This is a genomic window from Marinobacter sp. M1C (genome assembly GCF_023314135.1).
Lineage (GTDB): Bacteria > Pseudomonadota > Gammaproteobacteria > Pseudomonadales > Oleiphilaceae > Marinobacter.
In genome coordinates, this window is record NZ_CP092289.1 from 833,452 (window position 1) to 856,586 (window position 23,135).

The window sequence follows — 23,135 nt, forward strand, 5'->3', positions numbered from 1 at the left end:
AACGACTCGTTTTGGTGCGCCGATGGAATTCTTGGGTTTTCCTGACCCGTGCTGGTGCATAACGTTTAAAATGTAAAAATGCCGTTTGAGCGGCGAATTTTCATCTGCGTAAACTGTCCGACCTATGTTAGAAATATCAGAGAACTATTTGTATGATTTTTAATAGCTCTTTGATAAAAAAGCTTTTACAGAGAGATTGCGCTTATGACGACTGGCTTGTACCAACTCGGTGAATTCAAAGATAACTGTGGCTTTGGCCTGATTGCTCACACCAAGGGCGAAGCCAGCCATCAATTGCTACAAACCGCCATTGAGTCGCTAACGTGTATGACTCACCGCGGCGGTATTGCCGCCGATGGTAAAACCGGCGATGGGTGCGGCCTGTTGCTGCAAAGCCCGGACAGTTTTCTCCGCAAGGTTGCCCGTGCACAGTTTGGCAAAGAGCCTGGTGATCTGTTCGCTGTGGGCCAAGTGTTTTTGAGCTCTGAAGAAGACCAGGCGGCGGCCGCCAAGGCGGTTCTGGAAAGGCGTCTGTGTGAGCAGGGGCTGGAGGTGATGGGATGGCGCGATGTGCCGGTCGATACTTCTTGCCTGGGCCCCATGGCGCTGGATTGTATGCCACGCATTGAGCAAGTGTTTGTATTGCCTGCGGGCAAACCAGAAAGTGACTTTGCCATCAGCTTGTTTGTTGGTCGCCGCTTTGCCGAGCGTGATCTGGCTGACGACAGCGAATTCTATATTTGCAGTCTGTCGCACCGCACGCTGGCCTATAAAGGCTTGATGATGCCGGCAGACCTGGCGAATTTCTATCGCGATCTGGACGACCCGGATCTGCAGACCGCCATTTGCGTATTCCACCAGCGTTTTTCCACCAACACCATGCCGCGCTGGCCGCTGGCGCAGCCATTCCGTTATCTTGCCCACAACGGCGAGATCAACACCATTGATGGCAACCGTAATTGGGCGATTGCCCGTGCAGCCAAATTCAGCTCGCCGCGCCTGCCGGACCTGAAAACGCTGCAACCTCTGGTTAACCTGACAGGCTCCGATTCATCGAGCATGGACAACATGTTGGAATTGCTGCTGGCAGGCGGTGTCGATCTTTTCCGCGCTGCGCGGATGATGGTGCCGCCAGCTTGGCAAAACGTAGACACCATGGACGCAGACTTACGCGCCTTCTACGAATACAACTCCATGCACATGGAACCCTGGGACGGCCCTGCCGGCCTGGTATTGACCGACGGCCGCTACGCCCTGTGTATGCTTGACCGCAACGGCCTGCGCCCGGCGCGTTGGGTACATACCAAAAACGATTTTCTCACCGTCGCCTCGGAAATCGGCACCTACGGTTATAAGCCTGATGACGTGCTGGCCAAGGGTCGCGTTGGTCCCGGGCAGATGCTGGCCATTGATACAGAAACCGGCGAGATTCTGCACACCCGCGATATCGATCAGCGTCTGAAAACGGCTCAGCCTTATAAACGCTGGCTGCGGGAAAACGCTCTGCGGGTCGAGTCGACGCTGCATCAGGACGCCCCGGATTTTGAGCTGCTGGGCGCCGACGAGCTTCTGGTGCATCAGAAGATGTTCAACGTGTCATTTGAAGAACGCGACCAGATACTGCGCCCTCTGGGCGAAAATGGCCAGGAAGCAGTGGGTTCCATGGGCGACGACACTCCAATGGCTGTGTTGTCGAGCAAAGTGCGTCACCTGGCGGACTATTTTCGCCAAAAGTTCGCCCAAGTCACCAACCCGCCCATTGATCCGCTGCGCGAAGCCATCGTGATGTCGCTGGAAACCTGCCTGGGTGCCGAGCGCAATGTGTTCGAAGAAGCGGCTGAGCATGCCGATCGGGTGATTTTGACGACACCGGTTTTGTCACCGGCAAAATTCCAGCGCATGTTGGCGAGTGAACGCCCCGGCTTTGCAGTAGCAACAATTCCATTGAGTTATGCCCCGGAAGAGGGTCTTCAACAGGCCGTTAGACGCGTTTGCGCCACTGCAGAACAGGCGGTGCGCGATGGAAAATCGCAAATTCTTCTGAGTGATAGTAACTTGCAACAGGGCCAGTTGCCCGTGAACGCGCTCATGGCTACCGGCGCCGTGCACCATCATCTGGTGGCTCAGGGCTTACGCTGCGACTCTAACATTGTGGTAGAAACCGGTTGGGCGCGAGACCCTCACCATTTTGCCGTGCTGTTCGGTTTTGGCGCCACGGCGGTGTACCCGTACTTAGCGTATCAAGTGCTTAATGACCTGATTCGCACCGGCGAAATGCTGGTGGATCCCATCGACGCCAAGAATAATTACCGCAAGGGTATTAACAAAGGGTTGCTCAAAATCCTGTCCAAAATGGGCATCTCTACCATTGCCTCTTACCGTGGAGCGCAGCTGTTTGAGGCCATCGGGCTGGCCGATGAAGTAGCCGATCTGTGCTTCAAGGGCGTGCCCTGCCGGATTCAGGGCGCCGATTTCTACGACTTTCAGCACGACCAGGAACAACTGGCCAAGCTGGCTTGGAAGCCGCGGAAGCCCCTGTCACCGGGTGGCATTCTGAAGTACGTGCACGGCCAGGAATACCACGCTTTCAATCCGGATATTGTGGCCAAGTTGCAAGATGCTGTTACCAGCGGCGACTATCGTCAATATCAGGAATACGCCGGGTTGGTCAATCATCGGCCGGTGGCCACGCTGCGGGATCTGCTTGGGCTCCGCGAAGGCATTCAGCCAGTGGACCTGGCCGACGTTGAGTCGGTAGAGAAAATTTTCACCCGCTTTGATTCGGCGGGGATGTCCTTGGGTGCACTGTCGCCAGAGGCCCATGAGGCCCTGGCGGTGGCTATGAACACCTTGGGTGGACGCTCCAATTCCGGTGAGGGCGGCGAAGACCCTGCTCGCTATGGCAACGAGAAACGCTCCAAAATTAAACAGGTAGCCTCGGGCCGTTTTGGTGTTACTGCTGAGTATCTGCGTAGCGCTGACGTTATGCAGATAAAAATTGCCCAGGGCGCGAAGCCGGGCGAAGGGGGCCAACTGCCAGGTGGCAAAGTGAATGAGCTGATTGCTCGTTTGCGTTATTCGGTGCCGGGCGTAACGCTGATTTCGCCGCCACCACACCACGATATTTACTCTATCGAGGATTTAGCCCAGCTGATTTTTGATTTGAAGCAGGTTAACCCGCAAGCGTTGGTGTCGGTGAAGCTGGTGTCTGAGCCGGGCGTGGGCACAATCGCAGCGGGCGTCGTAAAAGCCTATGCGGATTTGATTACGGTGTCGGGTTACGACGGTGGTACGGCGGCCAGCCCGCTAAGTTCGATCCGCTACGCCGGCTCGCCCTGGGAGCTCGGGTTGGCGGAAACCCAGCAGGCCCTACGAGCCAACGATTTGCGCGGCAGAGTTCGCCTGCAAACCGATGGTGGCATAAAAACCGGCCTGGATGTGGTGAAGGCCGCCATTTTGGGTGCTGAGAGCTTTGCGTTCGGCACCACGCCGATGGTAGCGCTGGGATGTAAGTTCCTGCGAATTTGCCACCTGAACAACTGCGCCACCGGTGTGGCAACCCAGAATGAGCAGCTGCGCGAAGAACACTTCAAAGGCACGGTTGAAATGGCGATGAACTTCTTCCGCTTTTTAGCGGAAGAAACCCGTGAATGGATGGCACAGCTGGGAGTGCGTTCCTTGCAGGAACTGGTAGGCCGCACAGACCTTCTGGTGCGTCTGCCGGGTGATACCGAACGCCAGCGTAAACTGGACCTGAATCGCTTGCTAAACAACGATCAAATTCCAGCGGACAAACCGCAAACCTGCCAGGTCCCACGCAACGAACCCTTTGATAAGGGCACGCTTGCGGAAAAAATGCTCAGTGACGTCCGCAGTGCCATCGACAACAAGAGCGGTGGTGCCTGGAGTTATCGAGTAACGAATTGTGACCGTTCCATTGGTGCACGGCTGTCTGGTGAAATAGCCGCTCTGCATGGCAACCAAAGTATGGCAGACGCCCCCATTACGCTGGATTTGACCGGTACGGCTGGCCAGAGCTTTGGTGTGTGGAGCGTCGCCGGCCTGAATCTGATATTAGAAGGCGACGCCAACGATTATGTGGGTAAAGGCATGACCGGCGGCAAGCTGGTGCTTTACCCCCCCCGCGGCAGTGTTTTCAAGGCTCGGGAAACTGCGATTATCGGTAATACCTGTTTGTATGGTGCTACTGGTGGCAATTTGTTTGCGGCAGGTACGGCCGGCGAACGCTTTGCCGTGCGCAATTCCGGCGCCCATGCGGTGGTAGAAGGCGCAGGTGACCATTGTTGCGAGTACATGACAGGCGGCCTGGTGACCGTGCTGGGCAGCACCGGACACAACTTCGGAGCGGGTATGACCGGTGGTTTTGCTTATGTGCTGGACCTGAACAATACCTTCGTTGACAAATACAACCACGAACTTGTGGAGATACAGCGAATCTCCAGTGAAGATATGGAAGCCTATCGCAACCACCTGCGCAGCATCATTCGTGGGCACATTGCGGAAACTGCCAGTGAGTGGGGTCAGCAGCTGTTGGCGAATTTCGACGATTACATTGGCCGATTCTGGCTGGTAAAGCCCAAGGCCGCAAACTTGCGCAGCCTGCTGGCCAACACCCGGGCACGCCCGGAGTAAAGCCAGCGCGGGCCTGCCCGTCGACACCCAACGGATTCGCCTCGCGGCGGATCAGTGCGAACAGACGAATGTAGAGAACAAACCATGAAAGAGCGACTGAATAACGATTTCCAGTTTGTAGAAGTAGGGCGCGTAGACCCGAAAAAGGTCCCGGCCCGTAAGCGCAAAAAGGAATTCAAGGAAATATACACACCTTTCACCCAGGGCCAGGCGGCGTCCCAGTCTCACCGTTGTCTGGAGTGCGGTAACCCCTACTGCGAGTGGAAGTGCCCGGTACACAACTACATTCCCAACTGGCTGAAGCTGGTGGCCGAAGGCAATATTATGAAGGCCGTGGAGCTTTGCCATCAGACCAATTCACTGCCCGAGGTGTGTGGGCGGGTGTGCCCGCAAGATCGTCTGTGTGAGGGTGATTGCACCTTGAATGACGGTTACGGCGCGGTGACCATCGGCTCGGTAGAAAAATACATTACCGATACTGCCTTTGCTCTAGGTTGGAAGCCGGACATGTCTAAGGTGGTGCGCACCGACAAGCGCGTGGCGGTGATTGGGGCAGGGCCCGCGGGTCTCGCATGCGCCGACGTGCTGGTGCGTAGCGGTGTAACGCCGGTGGTGTTCGACATTTACCCGGAAATTGGCGGACTGCTGACCTTTGGCATCCCCGAGTTCAAATTGGAAAAGTCGGTAATGGCACGCCGCCGCAAAGTGTTTGAAGAAATGGGCGTTGAATTCCGCCTATCCACCGAGGTGGGTAAACACATCCAGATGAGCGATTTGCTCAGCGACTTCGATGCGGTATTTATGGGCATGGGCACCTACACGTCTATGCAAGGTGATTTCCCCGGCGAAGATCTGGCCGGTGTTCATAAGGCTCTGCCATTTCTGATTTCTAACGTAAATCGCCGTCTGGGCTTTGAAGCCAACGCCGAAGATTTTATCGATATGCAAGGTAAGCGAGTGGTGGTGCTTGGTGGCGGAGACACGGCTATGGATTGCAACCGCACCTCTATTCGCCAGCAAGCCGCCAGCGTGACCTGTGCTTACCGTCGCGATGAAGCCAATATGCCCGGCTCACGGCGGGAAGTATCGAATGCCCGCGAAGAAGGCGTGAACTTCATGTTTAATCGCCAACCGGTGGCTATCGTTGGTGACGGTCAGGTGGAAGGCGTGAAAGTGGTGTCTACCGAGCTTGGTGAGCCTGACGAAAACGGTCGCCGTCGGCCGGAAGTGATTCCGGGCACTGAGGAAATCATCCCTGCAGACGCGGTGCTGGTGGCCTTTGGTTTTCGCCCCAGCCCGGCAGAATGGTTTGGCCAGCACCAGGTGAGTACCAGCGATTCCGGCCTGGTAACGGCGCCAGAGCAAGCGGATTTTGCCTTCCAGACCAGCAACCCCAAGGTATTTGCCGGCGGTGACATGGTGCGCGGCTCCGACCTGGTAGTCACGGCTATCTGGGAAGGTCGCCAGGCCGCCGAAGGCATTATGGATTATCTGGATATCTGAAATCGGCGTTGATGTGAATCGGAGGGCGGTCTGTCAAAAACAGGTCGCCCTTTTTTATTGATACAAACGGGGTATCATTGCCTGCCGAATGTTATGACCTTTTAATGATTGAGAACGCTGGACATTTTTATGACTGAACTGAAGAACGATCGTTTCCTTCGCGCCCTGATGGGCCAGCCTGTAGACCGCACGCCGGTCTGGATGATGCGCCAGGCCGGTCGCTATCTGCCGGAATATCGCGCTACCCGCGCCAAGGCCGGTGACTTTCTCAGTTTGTGCAAAAACACGCCGCTGGCCTGTGAAGTGACTCTGCAACCGCTAGAGCGTTTCCCGCTAGACGCAGCCATTCTGTTTTCTGACATTCTGACCATTCCTGACGCGCTGGGTCTGGGCCTGTATTTTGAAACCGGTGAAGGCCCGAAGTTCAAGCACACCATCCGTTCCGCTGCCGATGTAGACGCGCTGCCAAAAATCAACGCCGAGGTCGACCTGGATTACGTGATGAACGCAGTGTCGACGATCCGCAGTGCGCTGAACGGACGGGTGCCGCTGATTGGTTTCTCCGGCAGCCCCTGGACCTTGGCCACTTATATGGTGGAAGGCGGTTCGTCGAAAGATTTCCGCGAAGCCAAAAAACTGATGTACGGCCAGCCCGAAGTCATGCACAAGTTGCTGGATCATCTGGCAGATGCGGTTACCGATTACCTGAACGGGCAGATTCGCGCCGGCGCCCAAGTGGTGCAAATTTTTGACACTTGGGGCGGCGTACTCACCACCTGGGCCTATGAAGAGTTCTCCCTGAAGTACATGCGCAAAATCATCGCTGGCCTGAATCTGGAAAGCGAAGGCCGTAAGGTGCCGGTGATTGTATTCACCAAGAACGGCGGCCAGTGGCTTGAATCGATCGCCGATTGCGGCGCGGATGCCGTGGGCCTGGACTGGACGACTGACATTGGCAACGCCCGCGCTCGAGTTGGCGACAAGGTCGCGCTGCAGGGCAATATGGACCCGACCATGCTGTACGCGCCGCCCGCGCGTATCCGTGAAGAAGTGGGCGATATCTTGCGCCGCTTTGGCCATGGCACGGGCCACATTTTCAATCTGGGCCACGGCATTACGCCGGATGTAGACCCTGCGCACGCCGGCGCGTTCATAGAAGCGGTGGTAGAGCTTAGCCCTCAGTACCACCAAGATTAAGAGCACCATCAAAACGAACCGTACCAGAGCTGATTTATGGCCAAAGTAAAAACCTCGTATGTTTGCACCGATTGTGGTGCCGACTATTCCAAATGGCAGGGCCAGTGCACGGCGTGTAAAGAATGGAATACCATTAGCGAGATGCGTGGCCTTTCTGCCCCGGCCCATAAAAGCGCCCGCGGTTCGCGCTTCGAAGGCTTTGCTGGCAGTTTGTCGGCGGTGCAGAGCCTGAATGATGTCAGTTTGGCGGAACAGGTTCGCCTGAGCACCGGCATGGCCGAATTTGACAGGGTTCTGGGCGGGGGCCTGGTAGAAGGTTCGGCGGTGTTGATGGGCGGACACCCGGGCGCCGGTAAGAGCACCCTGCTGCTACAGGCTGTGTGCAACTTGGCAAGCTCGGTATCGGCGCTTTACGTAACCGGCGAGGAATCTCTGCAACAGGTGGCCATGCGCGCCAAGCGGCTTGGCCTGCCCACCTCAGATTTAAAAATGCTGTCAGAGACCAGCGTCGAGCGGCTGTTACAGATCGTTGAAGTGGAAAAGCCACGAATTCTAGTGATCGACAGTATTCAGGTGATGCACGTGGCCGATTCCGAATCGGCGCCCGGCAGTGTGTCACAGGTACGTGAAAGCGCGGCGTTTCTGACCCGCTTTGCAAAACAGACCGGCACCATTTTGCTATTGGTGGGGCACGTCACCAAAGACGGTAGCCTGGCCGGGCCAAAAGTGCTGGAGCACATGATTGATTGCTCCATTTTGCTGGAAGGCTCAAGCGACAGCCGCTATCGCACTCTGCGTGGTATTAAAAACCGCTTTGGTGCAGTGAACGAACTGGGCGTATTCGCCATGCTTGAGCAGGGCCTGAAAGAAGTGAAAAACCCGTCCGCTATCTTTTTGAATCGTGGCGAAGAGGCTGCGCCCGGTAGTGTGGTGATGGTGGTGTGGGAAGGCACCCGGCCCATGCTGGTGGAAATTCAGGCGCTGGTGGATACGGCTCAGGGTAGTTATCCCCGGCGAGTGGCAGTGGGGCTAGATCAAAATCGGCTGGCCATGTTGTTGGCGGTTCTGCATCGTCATGGTGGCATGCACGTAGCGGATCAGGATGTGTTTGTGAACGTGGTGGGCGGCGTGAAAGTCGCTGAAACCAGTGCCGATCTGGCACTTTTGGCGGCTGTTGTGTCGTCATTCCGCGACCGTGCGCTACCGCAAGATCTGATGATTTTTGGCGAAGTAGGTTTGTCCGGCGAGATTCGCCCGGTGCCCAACGGTCAGGAACGGATCAATGAGGCAGCCAAGCACGGCTTTACCCGCGCGCTGGTGCCAAAAGGCAACGCCCCGCGTAAAGCCATTAACGGCATGAAGGTTATTCCGGTGACAAAGCTGAGTGACGCGCTGACGGCTCTTGATGAGCTTTAAGCTGCCAGCTATTGGTGCTTTCGGTTTGTCTTGGGCCGGTCTATAGTCATTAGATAGTCCGTCTTCAGGAGTTCTTTGTGACAACCCCCGCTACCGAGCAACGCCGCTTTCACCGCATTGAGTTTGATGCCGCCTGCGAAGTGCAGTGGCAAGAGCAGATCTGGCAGGCTCAGGTGCTGGATATTTCGCTGAAAGGCGTGCTTTTGCGATGTCCGTCGCAATGGGCTGTGGCAGTGGATGAACCCTGTGAGATAACCGTATTTCTGAACGGTACCGAGGCCGGTATTGTGATGGCGGTGGTGTTGCGCCACGTCGAAGACCAGCGTTTGGGGTTTCAGGTTCAGTACATAGATATGGACAGCGCCACGCATTTGCGCCGGCTGGTGGAGCTGAATCTTGGCGATCCTGCTCTGTTGGAGCGGGAATTAGGGAATCTGCTGACGCCCGTGGGCGGGCAGACTCCCCAAGCTGACTAGATCACGCTAGTTTCTTGTACTTCATGCGCTGTGGCACCATCGCAGAATCGCCTTTGCGTTTCTTGTGGTCTTCGTCGTAGTCGCTGAAGTTGCCTTCGTAATAAATCACTTCGCCGTCGTCTTCAAACGCCAAAATGTGAGTGGCTACCCGGTCTAGAAACCAGCGGTCGTGAGAGATCACTAAAGCGGAACCTGGGAAGTTCAACAGGGCTTCTTCCAGAGCACGCAAGGTTTCTACGTCCAGATCGTTAGTAGGTTCGTCCAGCAGCAGCACGTTGCCGCCTTCTTTTAACAGGCTGGCCAAGTGCAGGCGATTGCGCTCGCCACCGGACAAGTCACCCACCCGCTTTTGCTGGTCGGAGCCTTTGAAGTTAAAACGGCCGGCATAGGCTCGCGATGGCGTTTCGTAGTTGCCTATCTTGATAATGTCCTGGCCTTCGCTGAGCAGCTCCCAAACGGTTTTGCTGCCGTCCAGATCTCGGTTCTGGTCCACATAAGCCAGCTTTACGGTCTCGCCGACGGTAATGCTGCCGGCATCGGGTTGGTCTGCGCCGATGATCATGCGGAACAGTGTGGATTTACCTGCGCCGTTTCCGCCGATGATGCCCACTATGGCACCCTGTGGTACTCGTAACGACACGTTTTCATACAGCAGGTGATCGCCAAAAGCTTTACTAATGCCGTTCACTTCAATCACCTCGTCACCTAAACGAGGCCCGGGCGGAATATATAGCTCATTGGTTTCGTTGCGTTTTTGGAATTCCTGCGAGCTCATTTCTTCGAAGCGCGCCAGGCGGGCCTTACTCTTGGACTGGCGGCCTTTGGCGTTACTGCGCACCCATTCCAGCTCATGTTTTACAGCTTTTTGATGTGAGGCTTCTTGCTTGGATTCCATCTCCAGGCGATTCTGTTTGTTTTCCAGCCATTGGCTGTAGTTGCCTTCAAACGGAATACCGTGGCCGCGATCCAGCTCCAGAATCCAGCCGGCAACGTTATCCAGGAAGTAACGGTCGTGGGTGATGGCCACAACAGTCCCTTCGTAGTCGTGCAGAAAACGCTCCAACCAGGCAACCGATTCGGCATCCAGATGGTTAGTGGGTTCGTCCAGCAGTAGCATGTCCGGGCCCGACAGCAGCAAGCGGCACAGGGCAACGCGGCGGCGTTCGCCACCGGACAGGTTTTTCACCATCTGGTCCCAGGCCGGCAGGCGAAGGGCGTCGGCGGCGACTTCCATTTTGCGTTCAATGTCGTGGCCGTCGGTGGCCTGAATCACAGCCTCCAGTTTTTCCTGCTTTTTGGCTAGGGCGTCAAAGTCGGCATCCGGTTCGGCATAAGCGGCGTACACTTGGTCGAGTTCTGCTAGCGCGTTGTGAACTTCGGCTACGGCTTCGTCGACAATCTCCTTAACGGTCTTGCTGTCGTCCAGTTCTGGTTCTTGAGGCAGGTAGCCCACATTAATGCCAGGCTGGGGGCGGGCTTCGCCGGAATAATCCTGATCAATGCCGGCCATAATGCGCAGCAGAGTGGATTTACCAGACCCGTTCAAACCGAGCACGCCAATTTTGGCGCCCGGGAAAAAACTCAGGGAAATGTCCTTGAGTATCTCGCGTTTGGGCGGAACCACTTTGCCAACGTGGTTCATTGTGTATACGTACTGGGCCATAAGAGTGGAATCCTCCGGGGTTTCAAATGTGTGGAATTAACCGCAGTAAGGTAGCGAAATGGCCCAGTTATAGCAATTGAAGCAGATTTCACTTTGCCTGGGAACAGATTTGAAATCTGTCTTCCGCTTCAAATCTGTCCCCGATTTGAGCAGTACGGAATTATGTGTTGGCCTGCGTCAACAGTCGTTGGCGGTTTAGAGGGTGATTTTACCCCCGACAATGAGCTAGAATAGCGGGCTAAAATTTACGGTCAGCCAAGCACACAGAGGCAGCGCATCCATGTTTAATCGTGATATGAAAATCGCCGGTTTTGACGACGAGCTCTGGAACGCCATGCAGGCGGAGAGCCATCGCCAGGAAGCTCATATCGAGCTGATTGCGTCGGAAAACTACACCAGCCCGCGGGTGATGGAAGCGCAGGGCAGCGATTTGACCAACAAGTACGCCGAAGGTTATCCCGGCAAGCGTTACTACGGCGGTTGTGAGTTTGTAGACATTGCCGAGCAGCTGGCTATTGATCGCGCCAAAGAATTGTTCGGAGCGGCTTACGCCAACGTGCAGCCGCACTCTGGTTCACAGGCCAACTCGGCGGTATTTTTAGCGCTGCTGAATCCGGGTGATACGGTACTGGGCATGAGCCTGGCCCACGGTGGCCACCTGACCCACGGTGCCAGCGTGAATTTCTCCGGTAAAATCTACAACGCCGTTCAATATGGTATCGACACCGACACAGGTCTGATCAATTACGACGACGTGGAAGCGTTGGCGGTGGAGCACAAGCCGAAGATGATCATTGCCGGCTTCTCCGCTTATTCGCAGTATCTTGATTTCGCCCGTTTCCGCGAAATTGCCGATAAAGTGGGTGCCTACCTGTTTGTCGACATGGCTCACGTAGCTGGCCTGGTGGCAGCGGGTGTTTATCCTGACCCGGTCCCCCACGCCCACGTGCTGACCACAACTACCCACAAAACCCTGCGCGGCCCCCGCGGCGGGCTGATTCTGGCCTGCGACGACGAAGCTCTGCACAAGAAGCTGAACTCCGCGGTATTCCCCGGTGGCCAGGGTGGCCCGCTGATGCACGTGATCGCGGCTAAGGCAATCTGCTTCAAAGAAGCCATGAGCCCCGAGTTCAAGACGTATCAGCAGCAAGTGGTTAAAAACGCCGCGGCCATGGCCGAAGTGTTTGTTGATCGCGGTTTTGACGTGGTGTCCGGCGGTACCAAAAATCACCTGTTCCTGTTGAGCCTGATCAAACAGGAGATCACCGGTAAAGACGCCGATGCAGCACTGGGCCGGGCTCATATCACCGTGAACAAAAACGCGGTACCGAACGACCCGCGCTCGCCGTTTGTTACGTCGGGTCTGCGCATCGGTACGCCGGCCATTACCACTCGTGGTTTTGCCGAAGCGGAATGTCGCGAACTTTCCGGCTGGATTTGTGACATTCTTGCCGACCTGAACGACGAAGCCGTGATTGACCGTGTGCGCGGGCAAGTTGAAGCCATGTGCGCCCGCTTCCCGGTATACGCGTAAGTTGCCCGTTGTTACCCCGGGTCAGGCCTGTTTAGGTCGGGCTTGGGGTTCTCTTTAGAGTTTCTGATTATGCATTGTCCATTCTGTGCCGAAGACGATACCAAAGTGATTGACTCGCGCCTGGTGGCAGAGGGCAATCAGGTGCGTCGCCGCAGGGAATGTTTTTCGTGCCGCGAACGGTTTACTACCTTTGAAACCGCCGAGCTGGTTATGCCGCGGGTCGTGAAACAGGATGGCACTCGCCAGCCTTTTGACGAAGAAAAGCTGCGTTTCGGGTTGATGAAAGCGCTGGAAAAACGCCCGGTCAGTATCGAGCAAATAGATACCGCACTGAGCCACATCAAGGCGCAGTTGCGTGCCACCGGCGAGCGCGAAGTAAAGTCTATGCGTTTGGGTGAAGAGGTGATGACTGAGTTGCGCCAGCTAGACAAAGTAGCCTATGTACGGTTTGCGTCGGTGTATCGCAGCTTTCAGGATGTGAACGAATTCAAGGAAGAAATCGAGCGTCTTACCGCCGGCAATGGAGATTCGGTGGCAGATGTAGCTAAGGCGCTGGCGGATTCGGGCGCGGAAAAAAAGTCATGATCACCACTCGCGACCGGGCCTTTATGGCCCGTGCTGTCCAGTTGGCCTGGCGTGGCCGTTATTCCACTCACCCGAACCCCCGCGTGGGCTGCGTGATTGCGCGCGGGGATCGCATTCTGGGTGAAAGTTGGCATGAACGCGCCGGAGAAGCCCACGCCGAAGTGCGTGCTTTAAGCCAGGCCGGTACTGCCGCCCGCGGCTCTACGGCGTATGTCACTCTGGAACCCTGCAGTCATTTCGGGCGCACACCGCCCTGCGCCAAAGCGCTGATAGAAGCCGGGGTTGCACAGGTTTTTTTTGCCACGCTGGACCCAAATCCGAATGTTTCCGGGCGCGGGCTGGAAATGCTCAGGGCTGCTGGTATTCGCGTTCACGTGGGTTTACTGGCAGGCGAAGCCGCCAAGCTGAACCCGGGTTTTATGAAACGCATGACCAGCGGGCGCCCTTGGGTACGGCTGAAAATGGCCGCTAGCCTGGACGGCCGCACTGCCATGGCGTCGGGCGAAAGCCAATGGATCACCGGGCCAGAGTCGCGCAGCGATGTTCAGCGCCTGCGTGCCATGAGCGACGCCATTTTGACCGGAGTGGGTACGGTGCTGGCGGACGACCCGTCGTTAACCGTGCGGCGCGCAGAAATGGGCGATATTGGCAGCGCTACCGAGCCTGCGCGGCAACCGCTACGGGTAATTGCCGACCGCGATACCCGCACGCCGGCATCCGCTAAAATCTTCCGCGGCGGTAAAGTACAGGTCTTTTGTGCCACCTCCTCGCTGGCGACCAGCGCGGCTCAAGATTTGGCTGCGTTAGGTATACGCCTGCGCGGCGTGGCTTGGCACGACAAGGGCGTAAACGTGGCTGAAATGTTGGACACGCTGGGCGATATAGGCATCAATGAAGTACTGGTAGAGGCCGGGCCAACTCTGGCGGGCAGCTTTATCAGTGAGGATCTGGTGGATGAACTTTGGCTCTATCAGGCCCCGGTATTCCTTGGCAGTACCGGGCGGCCAACGGCCAGTTTGGCGCTGGAATCCATGGCAGACAAAATACAATGGCAGGTGCTTGACCGGCGTCAGCTAGGCGTCGACCAGAGGCTGATTCTGGCGCGTCGCTAACTATCAATTCACGGAGGCTCCGGGCAGGAGCGCTGCAAGGGTGCAACCGCGTTATGGCACTGAATACGATCGAAGACTTAGTTGAAGATATTCGTCAGGGCAAAATGGTTATTTTGATGGACGATGAGGATCGCGAGAACGAGGGCGACCTGGTCATGGCGGCTGAGCATTGTGAAGCCGAGCACATCAACTTTATGGCCCGTTTTGGTCGTGGGCTGATCTGTATGCCGATGACCCGCGATCGCTGCAAGCAGTTGGGGCTGTCGTTAATGGTTAACCAGAATGCATCTGGTTTTGGCACTAAGTTCACCGCGTCTATTGAGGCAGCGGAGGGTGTTACCACCGGGATTTCAGCTGCGGACCGCGCTCGTACGGTGCAGGCCGCTGTAGGCCGCGATGCCCAAGCATCAGACCTGGTGCAGCCAGGCCATATTTTTCCGCTGATGTCAGACGCTGGCGGCGTGCTCAGCCGCGCTGGCCACACCGAAGCGTCTTGCGATCTGGCTGCGTTGGCGGGTTGTGAGCCTGCGGGCGTGATCTGTGAAATTATGAAAGATGATGGCTCTATGGCGCGGCGCGAAGATCTCGAAGCCTTTGCCGCCGAGCACAACCTGAAAATAGGCACCATCGCAGACCTGATACACTACCGCACCACCAACGAACGCACGGTTGAATGCATAGAGCAAAACGAACTGGACACCGAATACGGCCTGTTTAAGCTGCACACTTACCGTGACAGCATTCATGGCACCATTCATCTGGCCTTAACCATGGGGGATATTTCCCCGGAGCAGCCGGTGCATGTGCGTGTACACATTACCGATACCCTGCGCGACTTGTTGGGAGCCCGCCGGCGCGATTCCCGCAGTTGGCCGTTGCATCGGGCACTGCAAAAGGTGGCTGCTGAGGGGCTCGGTGTTGTGGTTTTGCTCAACGGTGCTGAAGACAGTTACAACCTGGAAAACCGTATTCAGGAATTCTATGAACATGGCCGTAGCGGTGCCGGCAAAGACAGCTCTGGCGTGTACTTTACGGTAGGCACTGGTTCGCAAATTCTGCGTGATATTGGTGTGGGCAAAATGCGCCTGTTAAGCCCGCCGATGAAATTCTCCGCCATTTCCGGCTTTGATTTGGAAGTGGTTGAGTACGTGCCTTATATTCCCGAATGATCAATCCGCTGCCGTATGCTGCGGCAGCCTGACAGGAGCCACCGATGGCGGAAATTCAAGTAATTGAAGGCGACTTTATCCACTGCAGCGGCCGTTATGCTCTGGTTGTGGGGCGGTTTAACGGTTTTGTGGTAGAGAGCCTGGTGGACGGTGCCCTGGATACCCTGACCCGCCACGGTATCGCGGATGAAGACATTGTTGTGATTCGTGTACCAGGTGCTTACGAAATGCCGTTGGCGGTCAAGCGCGTGGCAGAAACGGGTAATTACGACGCCATTATCGCCCTGGGTGCTGTTATTCGTGGTGGCACGCCGCACTTTGAGTACGTTGCTGGCGAAGCTGCCAGTGGTTTGGGTGCTGTCAGCCTGGAAACCGATATTCCGGTAGCCTTTGGTGTTTTGACGGTGGATTCCATCGAACAGGCTATTGAACGTTCAGGCACCAAGGCCGGTAATAAGGGCGCAGAAGCGGCCATTACAGCGCTCGAAATGGTCAGCCTGTTCAAGAAGCTGGGTGAGTAATGAGCCTACCTGAAGACACTATTCCTGGTTCATCTCCCGAACCAACCTCAAACCCGGGAAAACCTGCCCAGCCCAAAGCCGGTGATCGCCGCCGCGCTCGCGGAATGGCGATGCAGGGGTTATACCAGCGCCATTTCAGCAAAAGCGCAATTTCCAACATTGAAGCCGAGTTCATGGTCGATAACGACATGAGCAAAGTGGACCTGTTGTATTTTCGTGACCTGCTGCACGGCACCAGCCGAGAACAGGCTGAACTGGACCGCTTGATCGAGCCGTTTCTGGACCGCCCGCTGCAAGAAGTCGATCCGGTAGAGCTAGCCATTGTGCGCTTGGGCGCCTATGAGTTGAAATTTCGCCTGGATGTGCCCTACAAAGTCGTCATTAACGAAGGCATTGAGATGGCGAAACGCTTTGGCGGGACTGAGGGCCACCGGTTTGTAAACAGCATCCTCGACAAACTAAGCCGCCGGCTGCGGCTGGCTGAAATTCGCCCGCGTTAGTGGCAGCGATGGGTGAGTTTGAGCTGATTCGCCGCTACTTTGCGCCAATGGCGAAGGCCGCCAAGCCTGCCTTAGACGGCTCCGGTTTGTTGCTTGGAGTGGGTGACGATTGCGCTATTCAGCGTGTGCCTGCCAATCAAGACCTGGTGTTTTCAGTGGACACGCTGGTTGAAGGCGTGCATTTTCCAGTTAGCTATTGTCCGCGTTTTTTGGGTTGGCGCGCGCTCGCTGTTGCGGTGAGTGATCTGGCCGCTATGGGCGCACAGCCGGTGTGCTTTACACTGGCTCTGACCTTGCCTGCGGCCGATGAAGCCTGGTTGGAAGGCTTTGCCGCCGGGCTGGCTGAAGCCAGCCAACAGTTTGGCATTGTGCTGGCCGGTGGTGATACGACTCGGGGCCCCCTAACGCTGAGCCTGCAAGTGCATGGCACCGTTCCCCAGGGCCAGGCTCTGCGTCGCGACGGCGCACGTGAAGGAGACCTGGTGTGCGTTAGCGGTCAGCTGGGTGATGCCGGTGCGGCGCTGGATTTTTTGTACGACACGGCTCCCGCAACAGACGCCGCCAGCGTACTGCAGCGCTACCATTACCCGCAGCCACGGCTGGAACTGGGTATTGCGCTGCGTTCGGTGGCTTCAGCAGCGGTTGATATCTCTGATGGGCTGCATGCCGATTTGCTGCATATTTTGCGAGCATCTGGCGTGGGTGCAACCATCGATCTTGCAGCACTACCTCTGTCGGCAGCCCTGCGGCGGATCAAGGGCGACGCAGCGGCAGGGTTTGCATTGCAGTCTGGTGACGATTACGAACTCTGCGTAACCGTTCCAGAACAGCTCTGGGCCGCCGCCAGCCGCGGGTTGCAACAGCAGCTGACGGTGATCGGGCAGGTGCAGCAGGAGCCAGGCTTGCGGCTAAATGCAGACGCAGGTATGGTCTGTTCACGGCGTCCAGGCTTCGACCACTTTTCGATCACTTAGCAACGGGTTGCTGACATTCTTCATACTTCATCAGGGTCCCGATGAGCCAGAACGACTTTCTAACAGAACCGGATTTGCCAGAAGGCTTATTGCCGCCCGGATTTCTGCGTGATCCTGTTCACCTTCTTGCGTTTGGCTTCGGCAGCGGCGCAATGCCCCGTGCACCCGGAACCTGGGGCAGCCTGGCGGCCATTCCTATCTGGTACACGTTTGCCTGGCTACCCCAGCCAATATACTGGGCGATTGTGGCTCTGGCGTTCATTGTGGGTGTGTGGCTGTGCGGGAAAACTTCCCGCGATCTGAAAGTGCACGATCATGGCGGTATTGTCTGGGACGAGTTTGTGGGCATGTGGATTGCCCTGGGGCTGTTTCCGGACCACATCGTTGGTGTATTGCTTGCGTTCGTCATGTTCCGTTTGTTTGATATTATAAAACCCTGGCCCATCAACTGGCTGGACGAGCGCCTACCTGGGGGCTTCGGTATTATGGTGGACGACGTAGTGGCCGCCATAATGGCCCTGGTTTGCCTTTACCTGATTGATTTATGGATTATGCCGCAGGTTTTTTCCTGACAACGGCATAGTTTTTGTAAAACAGGGCCTGCGGCGCTTGCCCTGTTCACGGCCGCTGGTCAGAATGCGTATAACAAAAGCTGGCTGTAGCCGATACAGTTGATTTTGCACCTTTTCTTTATTGTTGCATCAAGGAGATTCAATGAATCATTGCCGTCTGTCTGGCTCGTTTTCAGTTTTCCGGTTGCTGCTGCCTGCCGTTATGCTGGTAGTTCTTGCTGGCTGCTCCAGTTCCATGACCCGTATAGAAACTTGGCAAGGTAATCCTGCCCAGGCCGTGAATGCGGCGACGTTGAAAGCGCCGGGAGAAATTCGGGTAACCCAGGTTAACGGGCGTTCCGTGGGTAACTTCCTGATGAACGATCTGGCGCTGGACTACGCTTTGTTGCCCGGTAAAAACGATGTGGTGTTTGTTTACAAAACCATCTGGGCAAAGACCACTGTCGTGGATAACGGCGAATCCAAGGTTGACGTAGTTGAAAGCAAGCCGCAACTGGCCAGCTTTGACGCTAAAGCCGGCACCGTTTACGAGTTTCGCTTTGACAAGCCGGCGACGCGTAGAGAAGCCGAGCGTGAGATGAAAGATTTTTCAGCAGAGATTGTAAGCAGTGCTGGCCAGGTAGCGACCGCATCGGCGAATTACGTGCCAAGCCAGGCGCCGGCCAGAACACCTATTCCGGGAATAGCAGGTGTTCAAGCGACATCAGCCGCAGCGCAAGGCAATGCTCTGGACACTCTGAAGGCCGTGTGGGCAACCGCCTCAGACGAAGAAAAGAAAAACTTTCTGCGCTGGGCGTTCGAGTAACGCTCACGTTCTAGAAACTCTTTACCCACAAAAAAACCTGCATCGCTACGATGCAGGTTTTTTTGTGGGTAAAGAGTTTCGATTGCCGGGGGCTGCTGTTTAGTTGATGCGGGCAACCGCAATGTCGGTCAGCAGGTGGAGCGCGTCCAGGTGATCGCTAGCGGGTAGACTTTGCAAGCAGTCCTTGGCCTGCTGCGCCTGATCTTTGGCTTTAGCCATGGCGTAATCCAGCGCGCCGGTGGTGTTTATAATCGCCAGCACTCGTTGCAGATCGTCTAGCCCGCCCTTGCGGATCGCGCGGCGAATCAGCTGTTTTTCGTCATCGTTACTGTTGGCTATTGCATAAATCAGCGGCAATGTGGTTTTGCCTTCGGCCAGATCATCACCCACGTTTTTACCCATGGTTTCGGCGTCACCGCGATAGTCCAGTACGTCGTCCACCAGTTGAAACGCCAGTCCCAGGTGCTTGCCATAATTTTTCAGTGCTTCTTCATGGGCGTGGCTTGCGCCGGCCAGCAAGGCGCCGGAGTGCGATGAGGCCTCGAACAGCATCGCCGTTTTGTTATGAATCACCTGCATGTACTGGTTTTCGGTCAAGTCTGGATTCTTCACATTCATCAACTGCATCACTTCGCCTTCGGCTATCACCGCGGTGGCGTGTGATAGCACCTTCATGATTGGCAGGCTTTCCAGCTCGACCATCATTCCAAAGGCGCGGGCGTATAGAAAGTCGCCCACCAGCACACTGGGTGCGTTGCCCCACTTGGCGTTGGCAGTGCTGCGCCCCCGACGCATGTCGGAGGTGTCCACCACGTCGTCATGGAGAAGGGTGGCGGTGTGCAAAAATTCGATAACAGCGGCCAGTTTCAGGTGATTGTCTTCGTTGTAGCCGGCAGCGCGGCTTGCAAGCAGGACCAGCAGCGGCCGCAAGCGTTTGCCGCCGCTTTCAATAATATACTGCGCAATTTTTTCGACCATCGGAACATCGGATGACAAGCGCTGAATAATCAGTTCGTTAACGCGGCTGAAGTCGTCTGCTACGGTGTCGTAGATGCGTTGGGTTGTCATGAAGGGTTCCGGTGTTTGGCGGTGTTGTTGCTGTCGATAAAACAGGCGGGTCGCAGCAATGCTAGGTAACAAGGCGAAGGGTGTCAACGTAACAAGGTCAAGAGTGTCAACATAGCTTGTATTGCGTGTCGGCTTTTCGTACAATCACGCGCCCAACTCATCCCAACCTGCGCTCCCTGCTATAGGGTCGCCAAAGCGCTTCCCTTAGAACCAGGTGGATAAGAGCAGGGATGGGTCAATCGCGGAGAGCAGACATGTACGCAGTTATTGTTAGCGGTGGCAAACAGCACCGTGTAAAGGAAGGCGAAACTCTGAAGCTGGAGAAGCTGGAAGTAGAAACCGGTAGTAACATTGAATTCGACCGTGTTTTGCTGATCGCCAACGGCGACGATGTTAACGTAGGCGCGCCGGTTGTTGAAGGCGCCAAAGTGACTGCGGAAGTCGTCAGCCACGGTCGTCACGACAAGATCCAGATCATCAAGTTCCGTCGCCGGAAGCATTCTATGAAGCGTCAGGGCCACCGTCAGTGGTTTACTGAAGTAAAGATCACGGGTATCCAGGGCTAACCCCGGGAATCACCCCTTAATTAGGAGGCTTATCATGGCTCATAAAAAAGCAGCAGGTAGTACCCGTAACGGTCGCGATTCCGAGTCGAAACGACTTGGTGTGAAGCGCTACGGCGGCGAAAGCGTATCCGCAGGCAGCATTATTGTTCGTCAGCGTGGCACGCGTTTTCACCCAGGCACCAACGTTGGGCTGGGCAAGGATCACACCTTGTTCGCCAAAGCCGAAGGCCAGGTGAAGTTTGAAGTAAAAGGCCCTAAGAACCGTAAATATGTAAGCATCGTTTCAGCTGCATAAGTAGTGGTCTCTGAAAGCCCCGCACCGCTTTATTGAGGCTGCGGGGTTTTTTGGTTTGTAGGGTTTCGCTTTTAGTGCACCGTTATCAGCAAGAGCTTCAGCCGACACCGTAAAGATCAGCCAGCACCGTAAAGAACAGCAGCCAATACCATAAAGAGCATCAGCCAATATGAAATTTGTAGACGAAGCCACCATCATTGTGGAAGCAGGTACAGGCGGCCACGGTTGCCTGAGTTTCCGCCGTGAAAAATACGTGCCTCGGGGCGGGCCTGACGGTGGCGATGGTGGCGATGGCGGTTCTGTGTATCTGGAAGCCAACGATGCCCTGAATACTCTGATTGATTACCGCTTTCAACGCCAGCACAGAGCCCATAACGGCGAACAGGGTTCCGGCCGCAATTGCACCGGTATTAAAGGCGAAGATCTGGTGCTTCCGGTGCCGGTAGGTACCACCATAGTGGACATGGACACCCACGAAGTGCTGGGTGACTTGACCCGCATAGGTCAGCGCCAGAAAGTCGCTCAGGGTGGTTTTCACGGCCTGGGCAACACCCGCTTCAAGTCCTCTATTAACCGTGCGCCACGGCAGACTTCGAAAGGCTCCGAGGGTGAAACCCGGAATCTGCGGCTAGAGCTGAAAGTACTGGCTGATGTGGGTCTGTTGGGTATGCCCAATGCCGGTAAGTCGACCTTTATTCGTTCTGTATCTGCGGCGACGCCAAAAGTGGCGGACTATCCGTTTACCACCCTGGTGCCAAACCTGGGCGTGGTCAGAGTGCAGAATCACCAGAGCTTTGTGATTGCCGATATTCCCGGCCTGATTGAAGGCGCAGCCGAAGGTGCCGGTCTGGGCATCCGCTTTCTGAAGCATTTGGTGCGTACCCGCCTGCTGCTTCACCTGGTAGACGTGGCCCCCTACGACGGTTCATCGCCGGCTTATGCGGTAAAGGCCATCGCCCACGAGCTTGAAAAATTCAGCGAAACACTGGCTAATCGTGATCGCTGGCTGGTGCTGAATAAAGTCGACATGGTGCCGGAAGATGAGCGCGAGGCGCTCTGCCAGGCCATCGTTGATGAGCTGGAATGGAAAGGTCCGGTATTCAGTATCTCTGCTCTGAGCGGCGAAGGTACCAAGCCCCTGACTCAAGCCGTTATGCGCTGGATTGAGGAGCGTGCGGCAGAAGAGGCTGAAAACCCCGAAGCTGCCGAGCAGGAAGCAGCCCGCCGCCGCCAGATGGATGAAGAGGCCCGCGCCCGCATCACCGAAGAAAAGGTGGCTCGCCGCGCGGCCCGTGAAGAAGACAGCGATGACGACTTCGACGACGATGATGGTGACGTAGAAGTCGTTTACGCGCCGGAGTAAGTGGCACCTGTAAGAGACCGTATTCAAATCATGACTGAACGCGCCCAGCTGCAACAGGCCCGCCGCCTGGTGGTGAAAATCGGAAGTGCTCTGCTAACTAACGACGGAGAAGGCCTGGACGTGCCTGCTCTGGGCCGCTGGGTAGACCAGATGGCGGCGCTGATGCAGGCCGGTGTCGAGCTGGTGGTGGTGTCATCCGGCGCTGTTGCCGAGGGCATGAGCCGTTTAGGCTGGGCTCGCCGGCCGCAGCAGGCGCATGAATTGCAGGCAGCCGCGGCCGTAGGGCAGATGGGGTTGGTACAAACCTGGGAGGCCCAGTTCAAGCGCCACGGCATACACACCGCCCAGATTCTTCTGACCCACGACGACCTGTCTGATCGCAAGCGTTATCTGAATGGCCGCAGCACCCTGCGGGCGTTATTGGAGCTGGGCGTTGTGCCGATCGTGAACGAGAACGACACGGTGGTGACCGATGAAATCCGCTTTGGTGACAACGACACCCTGGGTGCGTTGGTGGCCAATGTGGTTGAGGCTGACGGCCTGATTATCCTCACCGATCAGCTGGGTCTGTTTGATAAAGACCCGCGCAAACACAGCGACGCAACATTGGTGAACGAGTGCTTCGCCAGTAACCGCGACTTGGATTCCATGGCTGGCAGTAGCGCCGGCGCGGTGGGCCGTGGGGGTATGCAGACCAAGCTTCGCGCGGCGCGGTTAGCGGCACGCTCAGGGGCCTTCACGGTGATTGTGGGCGGGCGCATCGACAATGTTCTGGGGCGTCTGCGCGAACGCGAAGCGCTAGGAACGCTTTTATTGCCGGAGCAGGGCCGTGTAGCGGCTCGCAAGCAGTGGCTGGCCAGCCATCTGCAAACCCGGGGTACTTTAGTGATTGATGATGGCGCGGCGCGGGTGTTGCGACAGGGTGGTCGCAGCTTGCTACCGGTTGGCGTTACCCGTATCACCGGTGAATTCCGCCGCGGCGAAATGGTGGCGTGTCTGGATGAGCAGGGTAAAGAAGTGGCTCGCGGCCTGGTAAATTACGACGCCGCTGCTGCACGTTTGATTGCTGGCCAGTCCAGTGATCGCATCATGGAATTATTGGGCTTTATGACCGGCGAAGAGCTGATTCACCGCGATAACATGGTGATTGCCTCTTAGCGTTA

20 protein-coding genes are annotated in these 23,135 nt (G+C 56.3%); 18 read left to right on the plus strand and 2 right to left on the minus strand.

Features of this window, described 5'->3' with window-relative positions:
- The first annotated feature begins 204 nt into the window (after nt 1-204).
- The 5 genes from gltB (at nt 205) to MIH19_RS04010 (ending at nt 9,245) form a co-directional block, all read left to right on the plus strand.
- Nucleotides 205-4,653 (plus strand): glutamate synthase large subunit, encoded by a 4,449-nt coding sequence (gltB, locus tag MIH19_RS03990; protein WP_249007657.1) that lies wholly within the window; start codon nt 205-207, stop codon nt 4,651-4,653.
- An 84-nt stretch (nt 4,654-4,737) separates the two neighbouring features.
- Nucleotides 4,738-6,156 carry an FAD-dependent oxidoreductase gene (locus tag MIH19_RS03995; protein WP_249007658.1) on the plus strand — a complete coding sequence of 473 codons (1,419 nt, stop codon included), beginning with the start codon at nt 4,738-4,740 and terminating at the stop codon, nt 6,154-6,156.
- 129 nt (nt 6,157-6,285) lie between these two features.
- Nucleotides 6,286-7,353: a uroporphyrinogen decarboxylase gene (gene hemE / locus MIH19_RS04000; RefSeq protein WP_249007659.1), complete on the plus strand. Its 1,068-nt coding sequence runs from the start codon at nt 6,286-6,288 to the stop codon at nt 7,351-7,353.
- A 36-nt stretch (nt 7,354-7,389) separates the two neighbouring features.
- Nucleotides 7,390-8,769, plus strand: a complete 1,380-nt coding sequence (gene radA / locus MIH19_RS04005) for a DNA repair protein RadA (protein ID WP_249007660.1) — start codon at nt 7,390-7,392, stop codon at nt 8,767-8,769.
- 77 nt (nt 8,770-8,846) lie between these two features.
- Entirely contained in the window at nt 8,847-9,245 is a 399-nt protein-coding gene (locus MIH19_RS04010) for a PilZ domain-containing protein (protein ID WP_249007661.1), read from the plus strand.
- Nucleotide 9,246: 1 nt separating this feature from the next.
- On the opposite strand, the gene ettA is transcribed toward MIH19_RS04010, so the two are convergent.
- The gene (gene ettA / locus MIH19_RS04015; RefSeq protein WP_249007662.1) at nt 9,247-10,908 is read right to left on the minus strand and encodes an energy-dependent translational throttle protein EttA; all 1,662 of its coding nucleotides are present in this window, start codon (nt 10,906-10,908) and stop codon (nt 9,247-9,249) included.
- Nucleotides 10,909-11,188: 280 nt separating this feature from the next.
- On the opposite strand from ettA, the gene glyA reads away from it, so the two are divergent.
- From glyA to MIH19_RS04060, 9 genes are all read left to right on the plus strand, one after another.
- Entirely contained in the window at nt 11,189-12,442 is a 1,254-nt protein-coding gene (gene glyA, locus MIH19_RS04020) for a serine hydroxymethyltransferase (RefSeq protein ID WP_249007663.1), read from the plus strand.
- Between the two features lie 69 nt (nt 12,443-12,511).
- The gene (gene nrdR / locus MIH19_RS04025) at nt 12,512-13,027 is read left to right on the plus strand and encodes a transcriptional regulator NrdR (protein ID WP_249007664.1); all 516 of its coding nucleotides are present in this window, start codon (nt 12,512-12,514) and stop codon (nt 13,025-13,027) included.
- On the plus strand, nt 13,024-14,139 hold the full coding sequence (gene ribD, locus MIH19_RS04030; RefSeq protein ID WP_249007665.1) for a bifunctional diaminohydroxyphosphoribosylaminopyrimidine deaminase/5-amino-6-(5-phosphoribosylamino)uracil reductase RibD: 1,116 nt from the start codon (nt 13,024-13,026) through the stop codon (nt 14,137-14,139). Before nrdR ends, ribD begins: the two co-directional genes overlap by 4 nt.
- Nucleotides 14,140-14,192: 53 nt before the next feature.
- Nucleotides 14,193-15,308 carry a bifunctional 3,4-dihydroxy-2-butanone-4-phosphate synthase/GTP cyclohydrolase II gene (gene ribBA / locus MIH19_RS04035; protein WP_249007666.1) on the plus strand — a complete coding sequence of 372 codons (1,116 nt, stop codon included), beginning with the start codon at nt 14,193-14,195 and terminating at the stop codon, nt 15,306-15,308.
- 44 nt (nt 15,309-15,352) lie between these two features.
- Nucleotides 15,353-15,829, plus strand: coding sequence for a 6,7-dimethyl-8-ribityllumazine synthase (gene ribE / locus MIH19_RS04040; protein WP_018405127.1), 477 nt, complete (start codon nt 15,353-15,355; stop codon nt 15,827-15,829).
- Nucleotides 15,829-16,329, plus strand: coding sequence for a transcription antitermination factor NusB (gene nusB / locus MIH19_RS04045; RefSeq protein ID WP_249007667.1), 501 nt, complete (start codon nt 15,829-15,831; stop codon nt 16,327-16,329). Before ribE ends, nusB begins: the two co-directional genes overlap by 1 nt.
- Before the next feature lie 8 nt (nt 16,330-16,337).
- Nucleotides 16,338-17,303 carry a thiamine-phosphate kinase gene (gene thiL / locus MIH19_RS04050; RefSeq protein ID WP_249007668.1) on the plus strand — a complete coding sequence of 322 codons (966 nt, stop codon included), beginning with the start codon at nt 16,338-16,340 and terminating at the stop codon, nt 17,301-17,303.
- A 41-nt stretch (nt 17,304-17,344) separates the two neighbouring features.
- The gene (locus tag MIH19_RS04055; protein ID WP_249007669.1) at nt 17,345-17,875 is read left to right on the plus strand and encodes a phosphatidylglycerophosphatase A; all 531 of its coding nucleotides are present in this window, start codon (nt 17,345-17,347) and stop codon (nt 17,873-17,875) included.
- A 142-nt stretch (nt 17,876-18,017) separates the two neighbouring features.
- Nucleotides 18,018-18,680 carry a DUF2057 family protein gene (locus tag MIH19_RS04060; RefSeq protein ID WP_249007670.1) on the plus strand — a complete coding sequence of 221 codons (663 nt, stop codon included), beginning with the start codon at nt 18,018-18,020 and terminating at the stop codon, nt 18,678-18,680.
- Nucleotides 18,681-18,779: 99 nt separating this feature from the next.
- On the opposite strand, the gene MIH19_RS04065 is transcribed toward MIH19_RS04060, so the two are convergent.
- Nucleotides 18,780-19,748, minus strand: coding sequence for a polyprenyl synthetase family protein (locus MIH19_RS04065; protein WP_249007671.1), 969 nt, complete (start codon nt 19,746-19,748; stop codon nt 18,780-18,782).
- A gap of 254 nt (nt 19,749-20,002) precedes the next feature.
- Between MIH19_RS04065 and rplU the strand changes: the two genes are divergently transcribed.
- The 4 genes from rplU to proB all read left to right on the plus strand — a co-directional run bounded on the left by rplU (nt 20,003) and on the right by proB (nt 23,130).
- A complete protein-coding gene (gene rplU / locus MIH19_RS04070) occupies nt 20,003-20,314 on the plus strand; it encodes a 50S ribosomal protein L21 (protein WP_249007672.1) in 312 nt (103 codons plus the stop codon).
- A gap of 34 nt (nt 20,315-20,348) precedes the next feature.
- The gene (gene rpmA, locus MIH19_RS04075; protein WP_014870019.1) at nt 20,349-20,609 is read left to right on the plus strand and encodes a 50S ribosomal protein L27; all 261 of its coding nucleotides are present in this window, start codon (nt 20,349-20,351) and stop codon (nt 20,607-20,609) included.
- Nucleotides 20,610-20,778: 169 nt separating this feature from the next.
- Nucleotides 20,779-21,972 (plus strand): Obg family GTPase CgtA, encoded by a 1,194-nt coding sequence (gene cgtA / locus MIH19_RS04080; protein WP_249007673.1) that lies wholly within the window; start codon nt 20,779-20,781, stop codon nt 21,970-21,972.
- Between the two features lie 30 nt (nt 21,973-22,002).
- Nucleotides 22,003-23,130, plus strand: a complete 1,128-nt coding sequence (proB, locus tag MIH19_RS04085; RefSeq protein ID WP_249008936.1) for a glutamate 5-kinase — start codon at nt 22,003-22,005, stop codon at nt 23,128-23,130.
- Nucleotides 23,131-23,135: the final 5 nt, after the last annotated feature.

Excerpts from the sequence above, each read along its gene's own strand:
- ribBA (WP_249007666.1), top strand. The coding sequence starts at position 14,193 with ATGGCACTGAATACGATCGAAGACTTAGTTGAAGATATTCGTCAGGGC.
- MIH19_RS03995 (WP_249007658.1), top strand. The coding sequence starts at position 4,738 with ATGAAAGAGCGACTGAATAACGATTTCCAGTTTGTAGAAGTAGGGCGC.
- MIH19_RS04055 (WP_249007669.1), top strand. The coding sequence starts at position 17,345 with ATGAGCCAGAACGACTTTCTAACAGAACCGGATTTGCCAGAAGGCTTA.
- MIH19_RS04065 (WP_249007671.1), bottom strand. The coding sequence starts at position 19,748 with ATGACAACCCAACGCATCTACGACACCGTAGCAGACGACTTCAGCCGC.
- nrdR (WP_249007664.1), top strand. The coding sequence starts at position 12,512 with ATGCATTGTCCATTCTGTGCCGAAGACGATACCAAAGTGATTGACTCG.
- ribE (WP_018405127.1), top strand. The coding sequence starts at position 15,353 with ATGGCGGAAATTCAAGTAATTGAAGGCGACTTTATCCACTGCAGCGGC.
- gltB (WP_249007657.1), top strand. The coding sequence starts at position 205 with ATGACGACTGGCTTGTACCAACTCGGTGAATTCAAAGATAACTGTGGC.
- cgtA (WP_249007673.1), top strand. The coding sequence starts at position 20,779 with ATGAAATTTGTAGACGAAGCCACCATCATTGTGGAAGCAGGTACAGGC.
- rpmA (WP_014870019.1), top strand. The coding sequence starts at position 20,349 with ATGGCTCATAAAAAAGCAGCAGGTAGTACCCGTAACGGTCGCGATTCC.
- nusB (WP_249007667.1), top strand. The coding sequence starts at position 15,829 with ATGAGCCTACCTGAAGACACTATTCCTGGTTCATCTCCCGAACCAACC.
- rplU (WP_249007672.1), top strand. The coding sequence starts at position 20,003 with ATGTACGCAGTTATTGTTAGCGGTGGCAAACAGCACCGTGTAAAGGAA.
- hemE (WP_249007659.1), top strand. The coding sequence starts at position 6,286 with ATGACTGAACTGAAGAACGATCGTTTCCTTCGCGCCCTGATGGGCCAG.
- thiL (WP_249007668.1), top strand. The coding sequence starts at position 16,338 with ATGGGTGAGTTTGAGCTGATTCGCCGCTACTTTGCGCCAATGGCGAAG.
- glyA (WP_249007663.1), top strand. The coding sequence starts at position 11,189 with ATGTTTAATCGTGATATGAAAATCGCCGGTTTTGACGACGAGCTCTGG.
- ribD (WP_249007665.1), top strand. The coding sequence starts at position 13,024 with ATGATCACCACTCGCGACCGGGCCTTTATGGCCCGTGCTGTCCAGTTG.
- radA (WP_249007660.1), top strand. The coding sequence starts at position 7,390 with ATGGCCAAAGTAAAAACCTCGTATGTTTGCACCGATTGTGGTGCCGAC.
- proB (WP_249008936.1), top strand. The coding sequence starts at position 22,003 with ATGACTGAACGCGCCCAGCTGCAACAGGCCCGCCGCCTGGTGGTGAAA.
- ettA (WP_249007662.1), bottom strand. The coding sequence starts at position 10,908 with ATGGCCCAGTACGTATACACAATGAACCACGTTGGCAAAGTGGTTCCG.
- MIH19_RS04060 (WP_249007670.1), top strand. The coding sequence starts at position 18,018 with ATGAATCATTGCCGTCTGTCTGGCTCGTTTTCAGTTTTCCGGTTGCTG.